The 22,390-nt window shown below is 73.2% G+C and carries 23 protein-coding genes; 15 read left to right on the forward strand and 8 right to left on the reverse strand.

All coding sequences use genetic code 11. From position 1 onward, the window contains the following. Positions 1–175 precede the first annotated feature (175 nt). Positions 176–1,249: an FAD-binding oxidoreductase gene (locus MF406_RS14880; protein WP_242895251.1), complete on the forward strand. Its 1,074-nt coding sequence runs from the start codon at positions 176–178 to the stop codon at positions 1,247–1,249. Positions 1,250–1,256: 7 nt separating this feature from the next. On the opposite strand, the gene MF406_RS14885 is transcribed toward MF406_RS14880, so the two are convergent. Next, positions 1,257–2,630, reverse strand: a complete 1,374-nt coding sequence (locus MF406_RS14885) for an FtsX-like permease family protein (RefSeq protein ID WP_242895253.1) — start codon at positions 2,628–2,630, stop codon at positions 1,257–1,259. Continuing rightward, a complete protein-coding gene (locus tag MF406_RS14890) occupies positions 2,630–3,370 on the reverse strand; it encodes an ABC transporter ATP-binding protein (RefSeq protein WP_256463901.1) in 741 nt (246 codons plus the stop codon). Before MF406_RS14890 ends, MF406_RS14885 begins: the two co-directional genes overlap by 1 nt. A gap of 132 nt (positions 3,371–3,502) precedes the next feature. Here MF406_RS14890 and MF406_RS14895 point away from each other — a divergent pair, with 132 nt between their 5' ends. After that, positions 3,503–4,684, forward strand: a complete 1,182-nt coding sequence (locus MF406_RS14895) for a sensor histidine kinase (RefSeq protein WP_242895255.1) — start codon at positions 3,503–3,505, stop codon at positions 4,682–4,684. Further along, complete coding sequence (locus MF406_RS14900) at positions 4,684–5,352, forward strand: response regulator transcription factor (protein WP_242895257.1); 669 nt, start codon at positions 4,684–4,686, stop codon at positions 5,350–5,352. Before MF406_RS14895 ends, MF406_RS14900 begins: the two co-directional genes overlap by 1 nt. Before the next feature lie 524 nt (positions 5,353–5,876). Here the strand turns inward: MF406_RS14900 and MF406_RS14910 are convergent. The 3 genes from MF406_RS14910 to MF406_RS14920 all read right to left on the reverse strand — a co-directional run bounded on the left by MF406_RS14910 (position 5,877) and on the right by MF406_RS14920 (position 8,004). After that, positions 5,877–6,041, reverse strand: coding sequence for a hypothetical protein (locus MF406_RS14910; protein WP_242895264.1), 165 nt, complete (start codon positions 6,039–6,041; stop codon positions 5,877–5,879). A 136-nt stretch (positions 6,042–6,177) separates the two neighbouring features. Continuing rightward, complete coding sequence (locus MF406_RS14915) at positions 6,178–7,335, reverse strand: mannose-1-phosphate guanylyltransferase (RefSeq protein WP_242895266.1); 1,158 nt, start codon at positions 7,333–7,335, stop codon at positions 6,178–6,180. Positions 7,336–7,437: 102 nt separating this feature from the next. Beyond that, on the reverse strand, positions 7,438–8,004 hold the full coding sequence (locus MF406_RS14920) for a 2'-5' RNA ligase family protein (RefSeq protein ID WP_242895275.1): 567 nt from the start codon (positions 8,002–8,004) through the stop codon (positions 7,438–7,440). A 722-nt stretch (positions 8,005–8,726) separates the two neighbouring features. Between MF406_RS14920 and MF406_RS14925 the strand changes: the two genes are divergently transcribed. From MF406_RS14925 to MF406_RS14950, 6 genes are all read left to right on the forward strand, one after another. Next, positions 8,727–9,557, forward strand: a complete 831-nt coding sequence (locus tag MF406_RS14925) for a DeoR/GlpR family DNA-binding transcription regulator (RefSeq protein WP_242895277.1) — start codon at positions 8,727–8,729, stop codon at positions 9,555–9,557. A 2-nt stretch (positions 9,558–9,559) separates the two neighbouring features. Continuing rightward, positions 9,560–10,867 carry a galactose-1-phosphate uridylyltransferase gene (gene galT / locus MF406_RS14930; RefSeq protein WP_242895279.1) on the forward strand — a complete coding sequence of 436 codons (1,308 nt, stop codon included), beginning with the start codon at positions 9,560–9,562 and terminating at the stop codon, positions 10,865–10,867. Next, entirely contained in the window at positions 10,864–12,138 is a 1,275-nt protein-coding gene (gene galK / locus MF406_RS14935; protein WP_242895281.1) for a galactokinase, read from the forward strand. Before galT ends, galK begins: the two co-directional genes overlap by 4 nt. A gap of 170 nt (positions 12,139–12,308) precedes the next feature. Further along, entirely contained in the window at positions 12,309–13,358 is a 1,050-nt protein-coding gene (locus MF406_RS14940) for a secretion protein HlyD (protein ID WP_242895283.1), read from the forward strand. Positions 13,359–13,360: 2 nt separating this feature from the next. After that, entirely contained in the window at positions 13,361–14,101 is a 741-nt protein-coding gene (locus MF406_RS14945) for an ABC transporter ATP-binding protein (protein WP_242895291.1), read from the forward strand. Beyond that, positions 14,098–15,297 carry an ABC transporter permease gene (locus MF406_RS14950; protein WP_242895293.1) on the forward strand — a complete coding sequence of 400 codons (1,200 nt, stop codon included), beginning with the start codon at positions 14,098–14,100 and terminating at the stop codon, positions 15,295–15,297. The genes MF406_RS14945 and MF406_RS14950 overlap by 4 nt, the downstream gene beginning before the upstream one ends. 56 nt (positions 15,298–15,353) lie before the next feature. On the opposite strand, the gene MF406_RS14955 is transcribed toward MF406_RS14950, so the two are convergent. The 3 genes from MF406_RS14955 to mftR form a co-directional block, all read right to left on the reverse strand. Next, entirely contained in the window at positions 15,354–16,169 is an 816-nt protein-coding gene (locus MF406_RS14955; protein WP_242895301.1) for an exodeoxyribonuclease III, read from the reverse strand. 130 nt (positions 16,170–16,299) lie between these two features. Continuing rightward, positions 16,300–17,052, reverse strand: a complete 753-nt coding sequence (mftE, locus tag MF406_RS14960) for a mycofactocin biosynthesis peptidyl-dipeptidase MftE (protein WP_242895303.1) — start codon at positions 17,050–17,052, stop codon at positions 16,300–16,302. 7 nt (positions 17,053–17,059) lie between these two features. Next, positions 17,060–17,725: a mycofactocin system transcriptional regulator gene (gene mftR / locus MF406_RS14965; protein ID WP_242895305.1), complete on the reverse strand. Its 666-nt coding sequence runs from the start codon at positions 17,723–17,725 to the stop codon at positions 17,060–17,062. A 105-nt stretch (positions 17,726–17,830) separates the two neighbouring features. Between mftR and mftA the strand changes: the two genes are divergently transcribed. From mftA to MF406_RS14995, 6 genes are all read left to right on the forward strand, one after another. Next, the gene (gene mftA, locus MF406_RS14970) at positions 17,831–17,920 is read left to right on the forward strand and encodes a mycofactocin precursor MftA (protein WP_242895307.1); all 90 of its coding nucleotides are present in this window, start codon (positions 17,831–17,833) and stop codon (positions 17,918–17,920) included. After that, positions 17,910–18,257, forward strand: coding sequence for a mycofactocin biosynthesis chaperone MftB (gene mftB / locus MF406_RS14975; RefSeq protein WP_242895309.1), 348 nt, complete (start codon positions 17,910–17,912; stop codon positions 18,255–18,257). The genes mftA and mftB overlap by 11 nt, the downstream gene beginning before the upstream one ends. After that, entirely contained in the window at positions 18,254–19,663 is a 1,410-nt protein-coding gene (gene mftC, locus MF406_RS14980; protein ID WP_242895311.1) for a mycofactocin radical SAM maturase, read from the forward strand. The genes mftB and mftC overlap by 4 nt, the downstream gene beginning before the upstream one ends. Positions 19,664–19,730: 67 nt before the next feature. Beyond that, positions 19,731–20,579 (forward strand): mycofactocin-coupled SDR family oxidoreductase, encoded by an 849-nt coding sequence (locus tag MF406_RS14985; protein ID WP_242895313.1) that lies wholly within the window; start codon positions 19,731–19,733, stop codon positions 20,577–20,579. 116 nt (positions 20,580–20,695) lie between these two features. Next, on the forward strand, positions 20,696–21,532 hold the full coding sequence (locus tag MF406_RS14990; protein ID WP_242895315.1) for a mycofactocin-coupled SDR family oxidoreductase: 837 nt from the start codon (positions 20,696–20,698) through the stop codon (positions 21,530–21,532). Positions 21,533–21,570: 38 nt separating this feature from the next. Beyond that, on the forward strand, positions 21,571–22,389 hold the full coding sequence (locus MF406_RS14995; protein ID WP_242895317.1) for a mycofactocin-coupled SDR family oxidoreductase: 819 nt from the start codon (positions 21,571–21,573) through the stop codon (positions 22,387–22,389). Position 22,390 lies beyond the last annotated feature (1 nt).

Below are 22,390 nucleotides of genomic sequence, written 5' to 3' on the forward strand. Positions count from 1 at the left end.
CCTGGCAGGCAGCAGGCCGGCGGCCGACGGCGGGGGCCGGTGCCGGTGCCGGTGCCCGGGCCGGTGCAGGTGCCGGAGCCGGTGCCGGTGCGAAATCGAGCGGCGAAGGTTGCCGGCGACGGCGTATACGTGGATCAGCGGTCGCGGCAGGGACCGGCAGCGAGACGGAGCAGACGTGGCGCGGGTCGTGGTGGTGGGAGCCGGGATCGTCGGGGCGGCGGTGGCGTACGAGTCCGCCCGGGCAGGCGCCGAGGTGGTCCTGCTGGACAAGTCGGTGCCGGCCTCGGGAGTGACCGCGGACTCCTTCGGGTGGATCGGCAGGCCGCGCGGCGGCGACCCTCCGGACGCGAGCACGCCCCTGCGTCGCCGCGCCCTGCCGGAGTACCGGCGCATGGAGGCCGAGGTACCGGGCGTGCAGGTGCACTGGCGAGGGGCGCTGGTGTGGGACGAGGAGCCTCTCGGGGCTGACGCCCGGCTCGGACCCGATGAGCGGCTGCTGGAGGCGGCGGAGGTCGCGCGGCTGGAGCCCCACCTCCGGGTTCGAGCCCGGCCGACCCGCGCCCTGCACCTACCGGACCACGGAGCGATCGACCCGGTCGCCGTGACGCAGGCGCTGGTGGGGGCGGCGCAGGACCACGGCGCCGAGCTGGTGGCCAGCTCCGTCGTCACGGCGCTCACCCTCCGCGACGGCCGGGTCGTGGGTGTGCAGGCATCCACGGGCTTCGTGCCCGCCGAGACCGTGGTCGTGACGGCCGGGGTGGACGCGCCCGTGCTGTGCGCGTCGCTCGGCTTCGGCCTGCCCGTCGCGCCGTCCCCTGCTCTGCTGATGCGCTTCACGGCCCCTGCCGGGCTGGTCCGCACGCTGGTAGCCACCCCGCACCTCGAGGTCCGCGAGGCTGCCGATGGTGAGCTGCTGGTCGCGGCCGACTACGACGGCGAGGTCGGCCACGAGGACCTGCAACGCGCAGGTCAGAAGATGCTGCGCCGCCTGACCGCCACCGTCAGTGTCCCCGGTGTCCGCCTGGTCAGCGTGCGGCTCGGGGTGCGACCCTTGCCGGTGGACGGGCTGCCGGTCATCGGTCCCATCCCCGGCGTCAGTGGCGCCTACGTCGTCGTGATGCACTCCGGCATCACCCTGGCCCCAGCCGTCGCGCGGCTCGTCGCCGCAGAGATCGTGCACGGCAATGAGGCCGAGGACCTCACGGGCCTGAGGCCAGCTCGGTTCCGTGCTGCGCACGCCAGTCTGTGAGAAGCCATCACTGGGGGCTGAGCGAGGTCCGGAGGTTGGCGTCGACGGCCTTTCGGGCGGGTAGGGCGATCGCCGTGACGGTGGCCAGGTAGGCGCCGGCGGCGAAGGCGGCCAGGGTGAGCCCAGGGAACTGCGGGGCGAAGGGCAGGCCGTTGCGGGAGCCGAGCCATGCCAGGGTGAAGACGGTGGCCAGGGTGGTCACCGTGGCCAGCAGCAGGGCGGTAATGACGTAAAGCAGCGCTTCGAGGAGCACCATCCGGCCCAGCGTGCTCGGGGTGGCGCCGGCACTGCGCAGCAACGCGAACTCGCGTTCGCGGTTGCGAGAGGTGAGCGAGACCACAGCGACGCTGCATCCGGTGAGCATCACCGTGGCGACGACCACGATGACCCAGCTGTCGAGCAGGTTGACGTCGGTGATGCCTACGGTGCGCGCTTGGGCCAGAAAAGTCCTGACGGTACCGATTAGTACGCCGACGCAACCCAGCCCGGCAGCCAGCGGCGCAACCGTGGCACTGCTGATCTGAGCCCTGGCCATCGCCGAGCGCCGGGCGATCTGCCAGGCCGGCCCCGTCACCAGGTTGAGCAGCCGGCCCCAGCCGCGGATGATCGCCGGGACCAGCGCCGGGGCGGCGGCGTAGAAGGTGAGGATCAGGCACAGGCCGAGGTAGAACGCGATCGTCACCGGTCCGTTGGACGTCGCCGGAACATTTGGTGCGATCGCGACGATCGCCGCGGCGGCCAAGATGCCGAGCACGGTGAGCACCATCCGCGCCGTGGTCAAGCGCGTGCGGTGTGGGGATGTAGTCACGAGCGCCTCGACGGCGGGTACCCGTGCGGCGCGGCGGGCGGGGGCGAGTGCACCGAGCAGACAGGTGATGACGGTCAGGACGATGGCGATGGCCGCAGGGATCAGGTGCATGCTCACCGGCACCTCTTCCAGGCCGGGTCCGGCCATGCTGTTGACCAGATTGACCAGCGGCGGTCCGACCACCGCCGCCAGAGCCACTCCGGGGATGGAGCCGACGAGCGCAGTGAGGGCGACGAGCCCGATGGCTATCGCTGATGTCTGGCGGGGTAAGGCTCCGGCCAGTCGCCACTGCCCCATCAGGGCACGTTCGGCCTCCACGGTGGCTGAACCGACCACGTTGAGGGCGATCGCCCCGAACAGGGCGGTCAGGACGTAGATGGTCTGGGCGGCGATGCGGACTTCGCTCAGCGTGGTGCCGGCTTCCGCAACGGCCGCGGCCATCTGCCGCGTGGTGGAGGACCAGTAGTGCAGGATGCTGATCCCGACCAGGGCGGAGACGAGGATCACGACCCCCATGGCGGGCAACCATGCCCGCCACCGGGCGCGGAAGGTCTGAATGATGAGGGTGAGCATCATGCCTCCTTGCCGACCGTGTGCATCAGCGTGAGCAGCTGGGCCGGTGTTGCGGCACCGACGGTGGCGACCAGCCGCCCGTCGCGCAGCACCGCGACGCGGTCGGCCCGGGACGCGGCGTCGAGATCGTGGGTGACCATGATGACCGCGTGGGTCTCGTCGGCCAGGCCGCGCAGGGTGTCGAGCACCAAGGACGAGGTGGTGGTGTCCAGGGCACCGGTGGGTTCGTCGGCGAAGATGATCCGCGGGCGGGCGGTGATCGCTCGAGCCAGTGCGACGCGTTGCTGTTCCCCGTTCGACATGGTGGACACCACCTGGTCGGCCTTGCCGTCCAGTCCGAAGGAGGCCAGGGTCGCCCGGGCCAGGGAGCGGTCCTTGCGGCGGCCGGCGAGCGTGGCGGGCAGCAGCACGTTGTCCTCGGCGCTGAGGTAGGGCACGAGGTTGTAGGACTGGAAGACGAACCCGATCTCGTCCTGGAACAGGCGGGCCAGCTGGGTGCGGTTCATTCGGCTCAGCGGCGTGTCGAGGAGGGTGACTTCACCGGCAGAGGGCCGCTCCAGACCGCTGAGGCAGAACAACAAGGTCGACTTTCCCGACCCGCTGGCACCCACGACCGCAGTCATCCCGGCGGCCGGGACCTCCAAGGTCAGATCGTGGAGGACTTCGACAGGCTCTCCGCCCCCCGGCGGGGCGAACGTCTTGGATAGATGCTCGGCAATAACCGCAGAATAAGGAGGCATGCTTCTATCCCAGCCGCTGCCCGCCGCAGCGCCCAGCCCGTTGACCGCCGCGGGCGGTAAGGGCAACCCCACCCCCGCGAGGCGGTCAACCTGCCTGGGGCGGCGATCGACGTGAATTACGCTGATGTACCGATGGCTACCACCAGCCAGCGATGGCACATGCTGGGTGTCTGTCCGCGCCAGGTGCCGGGGCACCTGGCCTACCTGACCGCCCAGACCGCCCTCGGGTGGATCTCGACCATGGCCGCGATCGCCCTGCCGCTGTTCCCGCTGTGGGCCGACGCAGCCGCCAAGCTGGAAGTCGCGCTGCTTCGGGCCGGGATGGTGGCTGCGCCTCCACCGTCCCGCCCGACGATCGCCGCCTGGCGCGCCATGACGCATGCCCTGACCAGCATCCCGGTCGCCGCCATCGGCACCCTCGCCTGGGTGGTCCTGGTGGCCTGCGGCGGGCTGGTCGTGCAGGCCCCCTATCGGGCCGTCACCGACCAACCCGTCGTGGGCGGGGCGTCCGGCCCCACCGGTCCGGTGGCCGCTCTTGTCGCGTCCGCGCTGGCCCTCGCGGTCTTGGCCGTCGTCGCGTGGCTGGCGGCAGCGGCCGCCCGGGTGGCCAGTGACATCGCGACCCGGACGCTGTGGTCCCGGGAAGACCTGCTCCGAGGACACATCGACGAGCTGGCGCACCGCCAAGCTCTCAGAGAGGAGGCCGCGGCCGCCGAGCGAGTCCGGCTGGAACGCACCCTGCACGACGGTGCACAGCTGCACCTCGCCGCCACGGCCATGCACCTGGGCATGATCGAGCTCGCCGCAGGAAAGGTCGATGACCCGGCAGCAAAGTCCCAGCTGCTGGAGCACCTGGACGCGGCACGCGAGGAGAACGAACGCGCCCTCGACGACGTCAGATCGGTGGCCACGGGTCTGCGCCCCGAGCCGCCGGCCTCATTGAGCAGTGCGCTGACGGAACTGGTGTACGGGCTGCCAGTGTCCGGAACCGCAGACATCGACCTCCCGACCCTGTCCGCGGAGGCCGAATCCGCGCTGCTGCTGATCGCCAAGGAGGCGGTGACCAACGCCTTGCGCCACTCCGGCTGCTCCTCGGTGACCATCGCCGCGCGGCGATCCGCCGACCAGATCGCGCTCACCGTCCGGGACGACGGGGCGGGAGGTGTCGACCCCGACCGTGGAACCGGCGTGAGGGGAATGCGTGCCCGGGCACGGTCCCTCGGCGGTGAGGTGGCCATCATCAGCCCGGAAGGGGGGCCCACCACGGTGCGGGCCACCATCCCCTACCCCACGTCCGGGATGGAGCGCTCCTGATGCGCATCGTGATCGCCGAGGACGCTGCGCTGATGCGGGCAGGTCTCACCGCCCTCCTGGACGCCCTCGGTCACCGAGTCCTCCACGCCGCCAAGGATGCCGAGGATCTGAACCGCGCCGTTGACTCCCATGCCGATGACCCGCCCGAGGTCATCATCACCGACGTCCGGATGCCACCCACCCACACCGACGAGGGCCTGGTGGCGGCGCTGGCGCTGCGCGAGCGGTACCCAGCGATAGCGATCCTGGTCCTGTCCCAGTACCTCGGCGGGGAGTACGCCTCCCGGCTGCTCGCCACGGCCGAGAGCCAACCCGGTGGCGTGGGGTACTTGCTCAAGGACCGCGTCGGCCACCTCACCGAGCTCGACCGTGCCATCCACACTGTCGCGGGAGGCGGAGTGGTCGTCGACCCCAAGGTTATCGACGATCTCCTCGGCCGCCGCCACCACCCGCTCGCCCAGCTCACCGGCCGGGAGCAGGACGTCATGAGCCTCATGGCCCAGGGCCGCACCAACGAGCAGATCGGCGAGGAGCTCCACCTATCCATCGGGTCGGTCGAGAAGCACATCCGCAACGTCTTCGACAAGCTCAGCATCACCCCCACCGACGGCAACCGCCGCGTGCTGGCGACCCTCCGATGGCTCTCTTTCCATCACAGGCCCAACTGACACAGTCGCGCCCCCACTGATCGGATCGAGCAATGCGCAAGTGAGGCGCAGTTGCGACGAGAATGTCGATCGTTCGAAGCAGGCGCGCGGGTCGGAGCACGGGGGGACCAGCGCGGTGCCGACCCCGAGGGCCACCGCTCTGCGGGACGCCGCGCCCACGTTGGTGCAGTCCACGACGTCCTCCAGGGAACATGGCTCGACGCATTGGGACAATCATCCGTTCACACCTCGCGGCGGTGGCAAAATGTGTTGACGAAATAAGAGAGGAGCCGCAAAAGGTCGCCTCGCCTACTCCTGGATCTCAACATGCCTACTCACCCGTTCATCCCGCTAAGACGTGAGGAGCACTTTACGGCAATCGGACAAACCCCCCATCGCGAGAGCTATCAGCAGCAGGGGAAATCTAGCGGCCTCCCCAAGCTCCTACCGCTGCGAAATCGACCCTAAGGCGACAGGCCCCAGATTGAGCACACAACAATCCTGCCACACTTTGGCGATACAACGAACGGACGGGCCCCGTATCGCTAGTCCTCGCGCAGCACGCTCAGCAAAGCCGCAACGGCTTCATCTCTTGTCGAATAGGTGTCCAAAGACACTTCGACACCGCCAAGCCAACGCGCCCACCACGCCCACCGGCCATCCGACGTCTCGATCACGCCAGCAGGCGCCTCGTCTTCTTCGATCCACATTCATCGCCCTCCGTGGTGCGAAATGATGACACAGTTCTCAGAATCAGCGACCACTGGCTATCCCCAAGGTACACCGACGGACAAGGGGCCGACGAGACTCACCAACGTTCTCCGCGAAACCGGTCGCGCGCCTCGGTCAGAGGAGCTCGTCGCGCCCCTCGGCGCCGAGCGCGTCGACGATCCCCTTGACGGCCTGGGCGTGCGAGCGGTCGGTGACGAGCAGCGCGTCCGGGGTGTCGACCACGACGACGTCGGGCAGCCCCAGCACGGCGACGAGGCGCCCGCCGGCCGGGACCACGAGGCCGCCGTCGGCGTCCTGGGCGAGCACCGACCCGCCAGCGCGGCCCTGCCCGGGGATCGCCCCGCCGTCGGCCTCCCCCACCGACCGTCCGAGGACGCGGACACCGTCGGGACCCGCAGGCAGCAGCCCGGCGAGCGCGGTGAAGTCGCCGACGTCGTCCCAGCCCATGGCGGCGGGCACGACGGCGACCCCGCCGGCGGCGGCGACCGGCTCGGCGATGGCGTGGTCGATGGCCACCTTCTCCAGGCCCGGCCACACCTCGGCCAGCACGCGCTCCCGGTCCGGGGTGTCCCAGGCGGCGACGACCTGCTGCAGGCCGTCGTGCAGGGCGGGCCGTTGCTCGGCGAGGTGGCCCAGCAGGACCGCCGCCCTGGCGACGAACATGCCGGCGTTCCACCGGTACTCCCCGGTGGCCAGGTAGGCGGCGGCGGTGGCGGCGTCGGGCTTCTCGGTGAAGCCGCGCACCTGCCGGGCGGTCGGGGCGCCGGGGAGCGGGTCGCCGGCCCGGATGTAGCCGAAGGCGGTGGCGGGGTGGTCGGCCTCGACGCCGATGGTGACGACCCGCCCGCCGCGGGCGACGTCGACCGCCTCCCGCACCGCGCGCTCGAAGGCGGGCCGGTCGGCGATGACGTGGTCGGCGGCGAAGGACCCCACGACCACGTCGCCGTGCCGGCGGGCGAGGACGGCTGCGGCCAGCCCGATCGCGGCCATGGAGTCCCGGGGGCTTGGCTCGGCGAGCACCTGCCCGGCGGCGAGCTCGGGCAGCTGGCGGTGCACGGCCGGCGCGTGGCCCGCGCCGGTGACGACCGTGACGCCGGCGGTGGTGGTCAGCGGGACGAGCCGGTCGACGGTCTCCTGCAGCAGCGTGCGGCCGGAGCCGGTGAGGTCCAGGAGGAACTTCGGCGCGCGGCGCCGGGAGAGCGGCCACAGCCGGGTACCGGCGCCGCCGGCCGGGACGATGGCGTGCAGCAGGGGCGGGTCGGCGGTGGGCACGGGAGGCACCCTAGTTCCGCCTTGCCGGCGGACCGGGGCACCCGCGCCGGCGCCCGGCTCCGCGCCGCTCGCGCTCCGGCCGGCGCGTGTGCCGGCGGGCCGTTAGCGCGCGGCGGCGGGCACCACGGTGCTGCCGACCAGCGGCAGCCGAGCCACCGTGCGCCACACGCCGTCGTCACCGTGCTCGTACAGGCGCATGCTGCCCTGCGCGTAGGTGGCCGCGAAGCCGGCCAGGTCGCGCTCGGCCTCGTCCAGGGCGGCGCCCGGCAGGTCGTGGGCGACGGTGACGTGCGGGTGGTACGGGAAGCGCAGCTCCTGGGCCAGCGGGCCGGTGCGCGCGGCGCGCTGCAGCTCCTCGCACCGGTCCCCGCCCTGGACGACGTTGACGAAGACCACCGGCGTGACCGGCCGGAAGGTGCCCGTCCCGGCGAGCTGGACGACGAACGGGGCGTAGCGGCCGGCGACCTCGGCGAGGTGGTCGACCACGACCGGCAGCTCGGCCGCCTCGACGACGGTGGGCGGCACGAGGGTCACGTGCGGGGGGATGGCGTGGGCGAGGGGGTCACCCAGCCGGGCGCGGGCCGCGCGCAGCGCCGGGCCGTAGGGGGCGGGGACCTCCAGGGCGACGCCGATCCGGACCTGGTCACCGTGGCGCGGGGGCAGGTGCATGGTCACCGCCGTCGGAGGGGACGGCGAGAACGGGCGGGCACGTCGCCATCCTGGCAGGAGTTGCCGGGATCCGGCGACCACGGAGGGTGCTGCCCGACGGCGCCTGCGCACCGTCGGCCGACCGGTTAGCTGTCCATGGCCGCCTGCGTGTCGTGGCCACCTGCCCCCAGCGCGCCCCTGTCCGTGCCAGTGTCACAAGGACGTATGTCGCCGAAGGCGTGGTGAGCTGCACGCGGCGGCCGCTGGCCGACGTCGACGCCGACGGCCATCCCCGTACGCACCTGGGCCTGCGCCGCCCCTGCTCGTGTCGGCTCGGCTCGCCGGCTCATCACGTCGAAACTGGCAAAGTGGTTGCTCACAGCAACCGTTTTGCCTTTCTCGGCGTGAACCCTCACCGGTCGGGGCCGGCTCGGCGCATCGAGACTGGCAAAGTGGTTGCTCACAGCAACCGTTTGTCTTTATCGACGACCGTCGGAGGCGCGCAAGCACGCGAGCGGCCCCGGCCCGGCCATCGTCGACCGGAGCCGGACCGCCGGGTCGGGGCACCCGGAGTTCGCACCGCCGAGCCTGGGCGGCCGGAGCGGGGCCGCCGGAGCCGGGTGACGCCAGCTCGGACGCATCAGCGGGCGCCAGGCCGTCGGCCGGCGCCACTCTAGCGCCAACCCGAACAACTCCCACCAGCCCAGCTTGTTGGTTTCTGTTCGGACTGCCATGCTTGCGGCATGACCACCGAGGCTCCCGCCTCCGGCCCGCCGCTGGCCCGGCAGCGCCAGCAGTTCATCGTCGACGCCGTCGCCCGGCACGGCGGGATCCGCGTGGCCGAGGTGGTCGAGGCGCTCGGGGTCTCGGAGATGACCGTGCGCCGCGACATCAACGAGCTCGTCGGCCAGGGGCTCGTGGAGCGGGTGCACGGCGGTGCCGTCGCCCCCTCCACCGCCGCCGCCGAGCCGCTGTTCACCACCAAGGCCGGCCAGCACGAGGCCGCCAAGGCCGCGATCGGCCGGCGCGCCGCCGCCCGCGTGCGGCCCGGGGACGCCCTCCTGCTCACCGCGGGCAGCACCACCCTCGCCGTCGCCCGGGCGCTGGTCGACCTGGAGCACCTGGGCACCCTGACCGTCCTGACCAACTCCCTGCCCGCCGCGCAGGTCCTGCACGAGGCGGCCGAGCGCGCCCACGACGAGGGCCGGCCGGCCGCGACCGTCGTCCTTACCGGCGGGGAGCGGACGAGGTCCGACGCGCTCGTCGGCCCGGTGGCCGTGGACGCCCTGCGCAGCCTGCGGGTGGAGTGGGCGTTCCTCGGCGCCCACGGCGCGGACGCCGAGCGCGGCCTGATGTCGCCCAACCTCGCCGAGGCGCAGACCAACGCCGCGATGGTGGCCGCGGCCAGGGTGGCGGTCGCCGTCGTCGACGCCACCAAGTGGGGCGTGCCGGGGCTGCGCACCTTCTGCAGCCTGGACGACCTCGCCGTCCTCGTCACCGACGCCCCGCCCCCGCCCACCGCCGCCGCGGCCCTGGAGAGCCACGACGTCGTCCTCGACCTCGCCCAGGAGTGACCATGCCCGACCCCACCACGCCCGACCCCACCACGCCCGACCCGGCCGCGCCCACGCCCGACCCAGCCACACCCGCGCCCGCCGTGCGCAAGACCACCACCCGCCTCGCGGACGGCCGCGAGCTCATCTACTTCGACGACAGCGAGCCGTACGTCTCCGGCGCGAAGACCCGGCGGCTGGACGACCCCCGGCCGCTGCCGGACCGCTTCGCCGACGTCGTCGGGCCGGACGGCGTCGCCCGCCCGGTGACGGCGCCGCAGATGCGCTACGACGTGCTGACCGGGGAGTGGGTCCCGATGGCCACCCACCGGATGAACCGCACCTTCCTGCCGCCGGCGGACGCCAACCCGTTCGCCCCGGCCCGCCCCGGCGCGGCGTACTCCGACGGGGAGATCCCGGACACCGACTACGACGTGGTCGTCTTCGAGAACCGCTTCCCCTCCCTGGTGGCGGTGCCCGGCGTCCCGGACGAGGTGAGCCACCTCGACGGCGAGGAGCTGTGGCCGGTGCGGCCGGCGGCCGGCCGGACCGAGGTCATCTGCTTCTCCCCTGACGCCACCGCCTCCCTCGCCGGGGTCGGCACCCACCGGATGCGCACGGTCATCGCCGCCTGGGCCGACCGCACCACCGCCCTGGGCGCCCTGCCGGGCATCGAGCAGGTCTTCTGCTTCGAGAACCGCGGCGAGGAGATCGGGGTGACGCTGCACCACCCGCACGGGCAGATCTACGGCTACCCCTACGTCACCCCGCGCACCGCGACGATGCTCCGCCAGGCCCGGGCGCACCGCGAGCGCACCGGCCGCAACCTGCTGCGCGACGTCCTGGACGCCGAGCTGCGGGCCGGCCGCCGGGTGGTCGCCGAGAGCGACCACTGGGTCGCCTACGTCCCGGCGGCGGCCCGCTGGCCCGTCGAGGTCCACCTCGCCCCCCGCCGGGACGTCCCGGACCTGCCGGCCCTGACCGACGCGGAGCGGGCGGACCTCGCCGGCATCTACCTGCGGGTGCTGCAGGGCGGGGACGCCTTCTTCGTCTGGCCCGACGGCGACCCGCGGGCCGGGCAGCCCATCCGCCTGCCGTACATCGCGGCCTGGCACCAGGCCCCGGTGCGGCTGGGGCGGGAGGACCTGCGCCTGCACCTGCAGCTCTTCTCCGTCCTGCGCGCCCCGGGGAAGCTGAAGTACCTCGCCGGCTCGGAGTCCGGCATGGGGGCGTGGATCTCCGACACCACCCCCGAGCGGATCGCCGACCGGTTCCGCGAGGTCGTCCCCGCCGTGGCCGCCGAGCCCGCGCCGGCCGGAGCCGAGCAGTGAGCGCCCCGCTGCCGGCGTGGTCCGACGCCGAGGGGGCCGGCCGGGCCCGGGCGGTGTTCGCGGCGGCCTTCGACGGCGAGCCCGCCGGGGTGTGGACGGCGCCCGGCCGGGTCAACCTCATCGGCGAGCACACCGACTACAACGACGGCCTGTGCCTGCCCATCGCCCTGGAGCACCGCACCTTCGTGGCGCTGCGCCCCCGCGCGGACCGCACCGCCCGCCTGGTCAGCGCCCAGGAGCCGGACGGGGTCCAGGTGGTGGACCTGGACAGCGTGGCACCGGCCAGCGCGGGCGCGGCCGGCGGCGCGGTCACCGGCTGGCCGGCCTACGTCGCCGGGGTGGCCTGGGCGCTGGAGCGCGACGGCCTGGCCCCGGCCGGGAGCCTGCCCGGGTTCGACCTGGCGGTGGACTCCTGCGTCCCCTACGGCGCAGGCCTGAGCTCCTCGGCGGCGATCGAGGCCGCCGTCGCGATCGCGCTGGACGACGCCGCCGGGCTGGGCCTAGGCGCTGACGACGACGGCCGGGCCAGGCTCGCCGCGGCCTGCGTGCGGGCGGAGAACGAGGTGGCCGGGGCCCCCACCGGGGGGATGGACCAGGCGGCGGCGCTGCGCGCCCGCGCCGGGCACGCCCTGCTGCTGGACTGCCGCGACGGCAGCACCCGGCAGGTCCCGCTCGACCTCGCCGCCGCCGGGCTCGCCCTGCTCGTCATCGACACCCGGGCCGAGCACCGCCTGGTCGACGGCCAGTACGCCCGCCGCCGGCAGGTGTGCGAAGAGGCCGCCGCGGTGCTCGGCGTGCCCTCGCTGCGCACCCCTGCCGACGCCGTGCTGGAGGGGGAGACCACCCCGGAGGAGGTGCTGGACCGGCTGGCCGACGACGAGCAGCGCCGGCGGGTCCGGCACGTGCTGGCCGAGATCGGCCGCGTCATGTTCCTGGTCGCCCGGCTGGACCAGAACCCGGGCCGCGAGCTGCGCGGGCGGGCGCTGGACCGGGTGGCCGAGGCGCTGGACGACTCGCACACCTCGCTGCGGGACGACTACGAGGTCTCCGCGCCCGAGCTCGACCTCGCCGTCGAGACGGCCCGGGCGGCGGGCGCGCACGGCGCCCGCATGACCGGCGGCGGGTTCGGCGGCTCGGCGATCGCGCTGGTGGACGCCGGCGCCGCCGACGCCGTCGCCGACGCGGTGGCCGGCGCCTTCGCCGGGGCCGGCTTCACCCCGCCGGCCTTCCTGCTGGCGACGGCGGGCGGGGCGGCCCGGCGGGTCGGCTGACCAGGCGGGGCGGTCCGCCGGCGCCCGACCGCCGGTTCCTGACCGAAACCCCGCGTGTTCGGCCGCCCGCCGGGCCGGCGTCCCGGTAGGTTCGCGCCGTACAGCACGGCCGACGGCGGCCGTGCCGCCGCGGGCGGCCGGGTGCGGACGCCCCTGACCTCGGGGACGACATGACCTTCGCTCGGCACATCCTCTTCCCGGCGCTGCGGCTGCTCGTCTGGGCAGTCATCGCCGTCGCCCTGGTCAGGCTCGCCTTCGGCGGCGGGGCCGCCCCCGGCGCCGATGCCGAGCCGCCCGTCGAGGCCACCGCCGACTTCACCGACCCGGTCGTCCCAGTGAGCACCGGCGACGTCGCCAACACCGTCACGGTCGACGCCGTCGTGGTGGCCGACGCCCCGGTCGAGGCCAAGGCCGGGCTGGCCGGCACCGTCGGGTACCTCGCCGTCGCCGACGGCACCCACGTCGAGGCCGGGGCGCCGCTGCTGGAGATCCGCCAGGAGGAGCCCGTCCCACCCCGGGAGGTGGTCGGCGAGGACGGCACCGTCACCATGGTCGAGCAGGCGCCGAAGGTCCGCCGCTCCACCGTCCAGGCGCCCTCCGCAGGCACCTTCGCGCTGAAGGTGATGCTCGACCAGGAGGTGGCCGTCGGGGACGTCGTCGCCACCGTCACCCCGGGCACCCACTCCGTCACCGGGGACCTGTCGGCCGAGCAGCAGTACCGCCTGCTCGACGCCCCCTCCGAGGCCGAGGTCGCCGTCGTCGGCGGGCCGGCGCCGTTCACCTGCACCGACCTGAGCATCGGCACCGAGGTCACGACGGCGCCCGGGGAGGCCGGGCAGCCGGGCCCGGCGGTGGACCCGATGGGCGAGCCGGCCGACCCGACCACCAGCGCGACGGTGGAGGTCCGCTGCGCGGTGCCGGCGGGCGTCACGGTCTTCCCCGGCCTCGGCGGGACGATGACGATCACCGCCGGGCAGGCCACCGGGGTGCTGACCGTGCCGGTCACCGCGGTGCAGGGGCTGTTCAGCACCGGGAACGTGTGGGTCGTCGGCGAGGACGGCGGGGAGCCGGTGGAGACCCCGGTGAAGCTTGGGCTCACCGACGGCACCGTCGTCCAGGTCGTCGAGGGGCTGGCGGAGGGGGACACCATCCTGGAGTTCGTCCCCGTCGGCGACGTCAGCCCGCTGGACGAGCCGACCGACGAGCCGGCGGTGTTCTGACCGTGGCCCTGCTCGAGCTCGCCGGCATCGCCCGCACCGTCCGGCTGCCGGACCTGTCCGAGCTGCAGATCCTGCGCTCGGTGGACCTGGCCGTCGACGGCGGGGAGCACGTCGCCGTCGTCGGCCGCTCCGGCACCGGCAAGACCACCCTGCTGAACCTCCTCGGCCTGCTGGACTCCCCCACCGCCGGCACCTACCACCTCGACGGCGTCGACGTCGCCCGGCTCGGCGCCCGCGCCCGGGCCCGGCGCCGCGGGGAGGACTTCGGCTTCGTCTTCCAGCAGTTCAACCTGCTGCCCGGGCGCACCGCGCTGGAGAACGTGCTCGCGCCGCTGCTCTACGCCACCGGCCGGACCTTCTGGCGCCGCCGCGCCGTCGCCACCGAGATGCTCGAGCGGGTCGGGCTGGGCGGGCGGCTGGAGTCCATGCCCGCCCGGCTCTCCGGCGGGGAGCAGCAGCGGGTCGCGATCGCCCGGGCCCTGGTCCGCTCCCCCCGGATCATCCTGGCCGACGAGCCCACCGGCGCCCTCGACGTCGACACCGGCGCGGAGGTGATGACCCTGCTGGACGACGTCGCCAGCCAGAGCGGCGCCGCGCTGATCACCATCACCCACGACCTGTCCGTGGCCGCCCGGGCCAGCCGGCACTACCGCCTCGGCGACGGCGTGCTGACCCCGGTGGCCCTGGAGCCGGCCCGGGCCGACGCCCTGGCGTCCCTCACCGCCCTGGAGGCCGGGGCATGACCGGGCTGGTCGCCGCGCTGGTCGAGGCGTGGGAGGAGCTCCGGCTGCACCGGCTGCGGGTGCTGCTCTCGCTGGTCGGGGTGGCGGTCTCGGTGGCGGCGATGACCGGGGTGATGGCGGTCGGGCAGATGACCTCCCAGGCGCAGAACGAGATGCTCGAGCGCGACACCGGCCGGCGGGTCACGGTGATGGCCTCGGCGTATGCGGCGACGGACCCGGACCAGGTCCTGCCGGCGATGCGCGCGCTGACCGAGCGGTACCAGGTCAGCCACTCCTCGGTGGTGCTGTGGGCGTCGGAGCGGTTCCGCGCCGACGGCGGCGCCGCCGTCGACAGCCAGCTGCAGTTGGTCGACCAGCCGTACGGGACGATCCACCGCCTCCGGGTGAGCGAGGGGTCGTGGTTCGTCCCCGGCGACGAGCAGCGCCGGGCCCCGGCCCTGGTCGTCAACGAGTCCTTCCTGCGCGCCCTGGGCGCGCGCGACCTCGCCGGCGCGCCCACCCTGACCGTGCGCGGCGAGCGGCCGACGACGATGGTGATCACCGGGGTGGTCCCGGACCGGTGGGAGGGGGAGGGGCCCGCCGCGTTCGCCCTGTACGACCCGTACGCCCGGACCGGCGGCGCGGCGATCGACCCGGCGATGGGCGCGGTCCCCCAGCTCGAGCTGTGGGTGCCGCCCGGCGCCGCGGAGGAGGCCGAGCAGACCGTCCGGGACGACCTCACGACGGCGCTCGGCCCGGACTCCCAGGTGGACGTCTACCGCACCAGCCTGGAGGACCAGGAGGCGTTCGACGCCACCTTCCAGCTCGTCGTGCTCGGCATCGGCACCCTCCTGCTGCTGCTCGGCGCGCTCAGCCTGGTCAACATCGCCCTGGTCACCGTGCGCCAGCGGATCCGGGAGATCGGCATCCGCCGCTCCTTCGGCGCGACGTCGGCCCGGGTGTTCTTCTCGATCATGCTGGAGTCCGTGGTCGGCACCGCCCTGGCCGGGCTGATCGGGGTGGCGATCGCCGTCGCCGTCGTCCGGGCGCTGCCGATGGAGACGTGGCTGGGGTTCGCCATCGAGGACGTCCCGCCGTTCCCGCTCGGCGTCGCGGTGACCGGCCTGGTGGCCGCGACCGCCGTGGGCGCGCTCGCCGGTCTGGTCCCGGCGCTGGTGGCGGTGCGGGTCAAGCCGATCGACGCGATCCGGTACTGACGGCGACGGCGGCGGGACGACGGCGGCGCCCGGGTCTCCTGGTCCGACGGCGCCGCTCAGGTCTCGTAGGTCGCCACCACCGGGGCGTGGTCGGAGAAGCGCTTGTCGTAGGCCGGGGCCCGGTCCACCACGGCCGCCGTGGACCGCTCGGCCGCCCCCGGGGAGGCCAGCTGGTAGTCGATCCGCCAGCCGGCGTCGTTGTCGAAGGCCTTCCCGCGCCAGGACCACCAGGTATACGGGCCGGCGGCGCCCGGGGCGTGCCGGCGGCCGAGGTCGGCGTAGCCGAGCTCGTCGATCCACCGGTCCAGGTAGGCGATCTCCTCGTCGAGGACCCCGGCGACCCGGTTGTGGTTCTCCTTCCACCGCTTGATGTCGTCCGGGCGGCGGACGATGTTGACGTCCCCGCCGACGACGACGTCCCGCTCGCCGGCCGCCGCCTGCGCGCCGAGCTCGGCCAGGCGGTCGGTGACCCGGTCCAGGTGGGCGTACTTGGCGTCCATCGCCGGGGTGTTCGCGGTGCCGGAGTGGACGTAGACGGAGGCGACGGTCAGCGGCCGGTCCGCGCCCGGGACGTCCAGGTCCATCTCCACCCACCGGCCGGTGTCCACCGCGGGCTCGCCGTCGCCGAGCCCGACCCGCACCGCCGCGGCGGGCAGCCGCGCGGCGACGGCGACCCCGGCACGGCCCTTGATCTCGCTGGCCTGGTGCACGATGTGCCACCCCGGGCCGAGGTGGCCGGCCAGCACGTCGTCGGTGGCGCGGACCTCCTGCAGGAGCAGGACGTCCGGCCGGCGGTGCGCGAGCCACTGGTCCATGCCGCGCCGGATCGCGGCGCGTATCCCGTTGACGTTGATGGTGGCGATGGTCAGCACGCCGCCATTCTCCCCGACGCCACCGACACCGTCCGAATCCGCCTCGACCGAGCGTTGGCTACCCTGGAGCCCTCTGCTTCTCGACACCTCGGCCTTCCTTCGTGCGCGCCACCGGGGTAGACGGTCTGGATCACCGGCCAGCGGTTCGGGAACCTGGTGATCGCTCGTCCGACTCGTCCGGCGCCCCGTGGCCGGTCCTGCCCGACTCACCCGCCACGTCGTCGAACGCAGCGGTCGCGCGCGCGACGAGCGCGGCGAACAGCCGGGCCCCCTCCTCGGCCGTGGCGCCGCGCGGGTCGCCCAGCACGCCGGTCGGGCTCACGGCCCGCACACCCTCGGTCCGCAGGCGGGGCAGCAGCTCGGCGACCGGCTGGGTGACCCCGGCCGCCCGCGGGAGCGTGCGCACGCCCGCCGGGTCGAGGTGGAGCATCAACGAGGTCTCCGACCTGCCGGCGTGGGCATCCATCCCCGGCAGGCCGATGTGGTGCACCGCCAGGCGCCGGCCCTCCTGCCGGCAGACCTCCTGCGCGCCGGCCAGCGCCGCGGCGTTGCCGCCGTGCGCGTTCACCACGAGCACGACCGGCCAGTCCCGCGTGACGTGCCGGACGAGCTCGACGACGACCGCCTGCAGGGCCGGCCCGCCGATCGACACCGTGCCCGGGAAGTCGGCGTGCTCCCCGCTCGCCCCGTAGCAGAGCACCGGGGCCAGCCCGGCGGCCGGGCGCTGCTCGTGGACCGCTGCCGCGACCCGCTCGGCGATGCGGGCGTCGGTGCTCAGCGGCAGGTGGGGGCCGTGCTGCTCCAGCGCCCCCACCGGCAGCACGAGCACCCGGCGGGTGGCCCCGTCGACCTCGGTCCACGTCGCCTCGGTCAGCCTCACCATCCCCCGCTCACCGGTGTCCTCCGGCCGCGCCCGCCGCCGCCGCGGCGGGGAGGTCCATCCGCTCCAGCAGCCGGAACGCCTCGTCGATCAGCTCGGTGAGCTGCGCCCGGTCGTCGTCGAGCCAGCGGCGGTAGGCGGCGACGGCGGCCCCGAGCGCACACTCGCCGACCACCTGCGGGTGCAGGTCCTGCGGTGCCTGGTGCAGCCGCCGGGCCGCGAAGCCGGCCACCGCCCGCCGCCAGCCGGCGAACTTCAGCATCGAGTGGGCGAGCAGGTCGGGGGCGCCGAGGATGAGCCGGAGCCGGGCGCGGTGGTGCTCGGTCTCCGTGGCCGGGACCCGGTTGAACTCCACGACGGCGAGCCGGAGGGCCGTCATCATCGGCGCCTCCGCGGGCATCTCGTCCAGCGTCGCCCGCAGCCGGTCGACCTCGCGGTCGAAGTCGCCCCAGACGACGTCGGCCTTGGTGGGGAAGTAGCGGAAGAAGGTGCGCCGGGAGATCCCGGCCGCGTCGGCGATGTCCTGCACGCTGGTGCGGGCGTACCCGGACCGGGTGAACATCTCGATGCCCAGGCGCTCGAGGTCCCGGTGGGTCGTCGCGGGCGGGCGGCCGGGCCGGGGCGGGGCGGCAGCACCACCCGCCGCGGGGCTGCGCATGTCGGGCATGCCTCCCATCTCACCACCCTCGTTGCGTTTGGCACAGAGTGTCATATAACGTGCATCACACCTTGCGCCGGCGCACGGAGCCGGGCGTCACCGGAAGTCCGAAGGAGGACCACCATGAGCAACCCCATCGAGGACCAGAACGCCGTCCAGGCCCAGGACCTGCTCGAGGACGTCTCGATCGACGGCATGTGCGGTGTCTACTGACACCAGTGCCACCCCCGCCGCGGGGCCGGGCCTCAGGTTCGACCCCGCCGCGCGGTGGCGCGTCCACCCCGCGGTGGCCGTCCGGCCCGAGCCCTTCGGCGCGCTCCTCTACCACTTCGACACCCGCCGCCTGACCTTCCTCAAGGACCGCCGCCTGCTCGAGGTCGTCACCACCCTGGCGTCCCACGCCACCGCCCGCGAGGCGTGCACCGCCGCGGGCGTCGGCCCGGCCGAGCAGGCCGGCTTCGACGCCGCGCTGCAGCGCCTCGTCGACATCCACATGCTCGCCCCCGCCGAGCCCGTCAGCAGCGCAGAGCCCGAGGTACTCCCCCGATGACCATCGCCCCACCCGCTCCCCCGGCCGCCCCGACACCCCGCCCCAGCCTGATCGACCACTTCGAGAAGGGGCTCGACTCCCCGATCTGCCTGACCTGGGAGCTGACCTACGCCTGCAACCTCTCGTGCAGCCACTGCCTCTCCGCCTCCGGCCGCCGCGACCCGAACGAGCTGAGCACCGAGCAGTGCAAGGCCGTCATCAACGAGCTGCAGCGCATGCAGGTCTTCTACGTCAACATCGGCGGCGGTGAGCCCACCGTCCGGCCCGACTTCTGGGAGATCGTGGAGTACGCCACCGCCCACGACGTCGGCGTGAAGTTCTCCACCAACGGGGTGCGGATCACCCCCGAGGCCGCGCGCCAGATCGCCGACAACGGCTACATCGACGTCCAGATCTCCCTCGACGGCGCCACCGCCGAGGTCAACGACGCCGTCCGCGGACCGGGGTCCTTCGACCTGGCCGTCCGGGCGATGGAAAACCTGCACGCCGCCGGGGTCGAGGGGTTCAAGATCTCGGTGGTCATGACCCGGCACAACATCCCCCAGCTCGACCAGTTCAAGGCCCTCGCCGACCGGTACAACGCCACCCTCCGGATCACCCGGCTGCGCCCGTCCGGCCGCGGCGCGGACGTCTGGGACGACCTCCACCCGCGCCCGGAGCAGCAGCGCGAGCTCTACGACTGGCTGGTCGCGCACGGCGAGGGGGTCCTCACCGGCGACTCCTTCTTCCACCTCTCGGCCTACGGCGAGACCCTGCCCGGCCTGAACCTGTGCGGCGCCGGACGGGTGGTCTGCCTGATCGACCCGGTCGGCGACGTCTACGCCTGCCCGTTCGCGATCCACGACGAGTTCAAGGCGGGCAACGTCATCACCGACGGCGGCTTCCAGCACGTCTGGCGCCACGCGGACCTCTTCACCGAGCTGCGCGTGCCCCAGCAGGGCGGGGCCTGCTCGACCTGCCAGCTCTTCGGCTCCTGCCGCGGCGGGTGCATGGCCGCCAAGTTCTTCACCGGCCTCCCGCTCGACGGGCCCGACCCCGAGTGCGTCCGGGGCTTCGGGGAGGAGCTGCTCGGCTCCCGCGCCGACACCGCCCAGCTGCCCCGGCCGACCGGGGACCACAGCCACCGCACTGCACCGCCGCGGCCGCGGACGAAGAGCCGCCCGGTGCCGGTGACGATCGGCCGGACCAACCCCGGCCGGCCGCCGGTCAGCGCGTGCGAGGAGAACCCGCTCGCCGGCTTCACCCCGGACCGGCCCCCGGTGGGCGCCTGCGGGGAGAACCCCCTCGCCGGCTTCGCCCCGGACCGTCCGCCGGCCGGCGCGAGCCTCGGCCCGCTGGCCGGGACGACGGCGGCCCCGTCCGACGGCGGCTGCGGCTGCGGTGCCGGCGGGTGCGGCTGCGGCTGACCGCCCCCACCCCCCGCCCGGGCACGAGCCCGGGCGGTTGACGACCGAGTCAAGGAGGACAAGGACGATGGCAGGACGAGTCGAGGGCAAGGTTGCGTTCATCTCCGGCGGTGCCCGCGGTCAGGGGCGCAGCCACGCCGTGCGCCTGGCCCAGGAGGGCGCCGACATCATCACGTTCGACATCTGCAAGGACGTCGAGCACGTCCCCTACGCCGGGCCGACCGCTGAGGACCTCGCGGAGACCGTCCGCCAGGTGGAGGCGCTCGATCGCCGCATCATCGCCCGCGAGGCGGACGTGCGGGACTTCGACGCCATCAAGGCGATCGCCGAAGAGGGCTTCGCCGAGCTCGGCCGCATCGACATCGTCTCCGCCAACGCGGGCATTTCCGGCGAGATGGCGGAGGCCGACGTCATGTCCGAGGGCGGTTGGCAGACGATGATCGACATCAACCTCACCGGCGTGTGGCACACCGTGAAGGCGGCGATCCCGCACATCAAGGCCGGCGGCAACGGCGGATCGATCGTTCTCACTAGTTCGCTCGCAGGCCTCAAGGGCATGGGCAACATCTCGCACTACGTCTCGGCCAAGCACGGTCTGGTCGGCCTCATGCGGTCCCTCGCCATCGAGCTCGCCCCTCACAACATCCGCGTCAACTCGATCCACCCCACCCAGGTGGACACGCCGATGATCATGAACGAGGCCACGAAGAAGCTCTTCCGGCCCGACCTGGAGAGCCCGACTGACGAGGACTTCGCGGCGACGTCGCAGGCGATGAACTCGCTGCCGATCCCATGGGTGGAGCCCGTGGACATCTCCAACGCGCTGCTCTTCCTCTCCTCTGAGGAGGGGCGGTACATCACGGGCGTACCGCTCGCCGTCGACGCAGGCGCCGGCCTGAAGTCGGTCGTCTACTAGCACGGGGCATCCCGGACCGTGCGACCGTCATCGGCCGCCGATCAGCCCACGGACCGGCGGCCGATGGTCGATCACATCCGAGTTCACCACCGATCAAGACGAAGGAGTCGCACATCATGGCTGGACGAGTAGCAGGCAAGGTCGCGTTCATCTCCGGCGCGGCACGGGGCCAGGGACGGAGCCACGCCGTTCGACTCGCGGAGGAGGGCGCGGACATCATCGCGTTCGACATCTGCAAGGACGTGGAGACCAACCAGTTCCCGGGACCCACCCCCGAGGACCTCGCCGAGACGGTCCGGCAGGTTGAGGCGCTGGACCGCCGGATCATCGCTCGCGAGGCCGACGTCCGGGACTTCGATGCCGTGAAGGCCGTGGCGGACGAGGGCTTCGCCGAGTTGGGCCGCGTTGACATCGTCGCCGGCAACGCCGGCATCACCGGCGAGCTGGCGCAGGCCGACGTGATGTCGGAGGTCGGCTGGCAGACCATGCTCGACGTCAACCTCACCGGTGTCTGGCACACCGTGAAGGCGGCCGTGCCGCACCTCAAGGCCGGCGGCAACGGGGGATCGATCATCCTCACGAGCTCGACGGCGGGCATCAAGGGGTACGAGAACCTCTCGCACTACGTGGCGGCGAAGCACGGCGTCGTCGGTCTCATGAAGTCGCTTACCCTCGAGCTGTCCAGGGAGAGCATCCGGGTCAACACGATCCACCCCACGAGCGTCGACACGGACATGATCCAGAACGAGGCGTTCTACCAGCTCTTCCGGCCCGATCTGGACAACCCGGGCAAGGAGGACCTCCGGGAAGTCATGCTCGGCATGAACGCCCTCCCGGTCCCGTGGGTCGAGGCGATCGACATCTCCAACGCGCTGCTCTTCCTCGCCTCCGACGAGGCCCGCTACATCACGGGCATGGAGCTCAAGGTCGACGCCGGACAGCTGACCAAGTAGCCAGCCACCACTGATCGAGACAAGAGGAGTCAAACACCATGGCGGGACGCATGGACGGCAAGGTCGTCTTCATCACGGGCGCCGCGCGCGGGCAGGGTCGGAGCCACGCGCTCCGCCTCGCCGAGGAGGGCGCTGACATCATCGCGGTCGACATCTGCGAGGCGATCCCGGGGGTGACGGCCTATGAGGGCGCGACGGAGGAGGACCTCGCGGAGACCGTCCGCCAGGTCGAGGCGCTGGACCGGCGGATCGTCGCCGAGCAGGCCGACGTCCGCGACCTAGCCCGCCTCAAGGAGGTCGCGAGCACCGGAGTCGCCGAGCTCGGCGGCCGTCTGGACGGCATCGTCGCCAACGCGGGCATCGACATCTTCAACCACTGGCAGGACTTCACGGAGGAGGAGTTCCGCACGACGATCGACATCAACCTCGTCGGGGTGTGGCACACGGTCATGGCGGCCGCACCGACGATGCTCGAGGCCGGCAACGGCGGGTCGATCGTCCTGATCTCCTCGGCGAACGGCATCAAGGCCGGTCCGTTCAACGTCGCCTACAACGCGTCGAAGTTCGCGGTGACCGGCATGGCGAAGTCCTTCGCCCAGGAGATGGGCAAGGACCGTATCCGGGTGAATTTTATCCACCCCGGTCCGGTGGACACCCACATGGGGCAGGTCCTCACGGCGTTCGAGAAGCTGGCAGACGACAACCCGGGCATCGTGTCAATGCTCAACACCTGGCTGCCGGACACGTTCATGCAGCCGCGCGAGATCTCGAACGCGGTGCTCTATCTGCTGTCCGACGAGTCGTCGTTCACGACCGGCCTGTCGATGGCGGTCGACGCCGGCATGTCGCAGTACTGAC

Origin of the sequence: Georgenia sp. TF02-10, from assembly GCF_022759505.1 — a bacterium.
Taxonomy (GTDB): Bacteria; Actinomycetota; Actinomycetes; order Actinomycetales; family Actinomycetaceae; genus TF02-10.

Bases quoted from the DNA above. Each gene is read 5' to 3' on its own strand.
- MF406_RS14885 (WP_242895253.1), bottom strand. From the start codon at position 2,630: ATGCTCACCCTCATCATTCAGACCTTCCGCGCCCGGTGGCGGGCATGG.
- MF406_RS14890 (WP_256463901.1), bottom strand. From the start codon at position 3,370: ATGCCTCCTTATTCTGCGGTTATTGCCGAGCATCTATCCAAGACGTTC.
- MF406_RS14895 (WP_242895255.1), top strand. From the start codon at position 3,503: ATGGCTACCACCAGCCAGCGATGGCACATGCTGGGTGTCTGTCCGCGC.
- MF406_RS14900 (WP_242895257.1), top strand. From the start codon at position 4,684: ATGCGCATCGTGATCGCCGAGGACGCTGCGCTGATGCGGGCAGGTCTC.
- MF406_RS14910 (WP_242895264.1), bottom strand. From the start codon at position 6,041: ATGTGGATCGAAGAAGACGAGGCGCCTGCTGGCGTGATCGAGACGTCG.
- MF406_RS14920 (WP_242895275.1), bottom strand. From the start codon at position 8,004: ATGCACCTGCCCCCGCGCCACGGTGACCAGGTCCGGATCGGCGTCGCC.
- MF406_RS14925 (WP_242895277.1), top strand. From the start codon at position 8,727: ATGACCACCGAGGCTCCCGCCTCCGGCCCGCCGCTGGCCCGGCAGCGC.
- galT (WP_242895279.1), top strand. From the start codon at position 9,560: ATGCCCGACCCCACCACGCCCGACCCCACCACGCCCGACCCGGCCGCG.
- MF406_RS14940 (WP_242895283.1), top strand. From the start codon at position 12,309: ATGACCTTCGCTCGGCACATCCTCTTCCCGGCGCTGCGGCTGCTCGTC.
- MF406_RS14950 (WP_242895293.1), top strand. From the start codon at position 14,098: ATGACCGGGCTGGTCGCCGCGCTGGTCGAGGCGTGGGAGGAGCTCCGG.
- mftE (WP_242895303.1), bottom strand. From the start codon at position 17,052: ATGGTGAGGCTGACCGAGGCGACGTGGACCGAGGTCGACGGGGCCACC.
- mftR (WP_242895305.1), bottom strand. From the start codon at position 17,725: ATGGGAGGCATGCCCGACATGCGCAGCCCCGCGGCGGGTGGTGCTGCC.
- mftA (WP_242895307.1), top strand. From the start codon at position 17,831: ATGAGCAACCCCATCGAGGACCAGAACGCCGTCCAGGCCCAGGACCTG.
- mftC (WP_242895311.1), top strand. From the start codon at position 18,254: ATGACCATCGCCCCACCCGCTCCCCCGGCCGCCCCGACACCCCGCCCC.
- MF406_RS14985 (WP_242895313.1), top strand. From the start codon at position 19,731: ATGGCAGGACGAGTCGAGGGCAAGGTTGCGTTCATCTCCGGCGGTGCC.
- MF406_RS14990 (WP_242895315.1), top strand. From the start codon at position 20,696: ATGGCTGGACGAGTAGCAGGCAAGGTCGCGTTCATCTCCGGCGCGGCA.
- MF406_RS14995 (WP_242895317.1), top strand. From the start codon at position 21,571: ATGGCGGGACGCATGGACGGCAAGGTCGTCTTCATCACGGGCGCCGCG.